General features: G+C 45.2%; 1 protein-coding gene. It reads right to left on the reverse strand.

The features are described 5' to 3' along the window. Positions 1–66 precede the first annotated feature (66 nt). Complete coding sequence (locus tag N1032_RS27705) at positions 67–327, reverse strand: hypothetical protein (RefSeq protein WP_259543946.1); 261 nt, start codon at positions 325–327, stop codon at positions 67–69. Positions 328–527 lie beyond the last annotated feature (200 nt).

The following is a 527-nucleotide window of genomic DNA, read 5'->3' on the forward strand; positions in this document are numbered from 1 at the left end:
CTCAGAACAGGAGCTGTCACTGTAGAACACTTTACATCTCTAACATTGCTACATGGAGAGATGGAATTACTGAGTCAGAGCAACAATGCCTAACGCAGTACCGGCAATTGCAAAAGCAGTGCCGACGACAGTTGCGAATGTTTCAGCGTTGTCCTGGGTTTCAGGAGAAAACGCTTCTTTATCCGCTTGATGTAGGTTACCCTGATCATCATAATACACAACACCGTTCGGGTGTGACTGACCATTCTGATCAACGGTGCGAGCTGCACAGCCAGTCAGAGAAGTAGCCAGAACCAGACCGGCCATAATAGTAGCAATCTTACGCATCTATTATTTCCTTATGTAGTTCATGTAATAGCCAAAAGCAGATAGTGAAAACATAACCACTATCTGACACCACTCCAATGGACTACTTACTTACAGCAACTCCAAGCAGGAGCGACGTAAGCCAGCAATATCACGGTCACTGGTAGGTTTACCAATTGGAGTCACAACAAAGCCTTTATTGGTGCGTTCAACTTTAGCCA

Source organism: Herbiconiux daphne, assembly GCF_024979295.1.
In the GTDB taxonomy this organism is placed as follows: domain Bacteria; phylum Actinomycetota; class Actinomycetes; order Actinomycetales; family Microbacteriaceae; genus Herbiconiux; species Herbiconiux daphnes.

What these genes read in the sequence shown, in the direction of transcription:
- N1032_RS27705 (WP_259543946.1), bottom strand. Translation starts at nt 327, where the DNA reads ATGCGTAAGATTGCTACTATTATGGCCGGTCTGGTTCTGGCTACTTCT.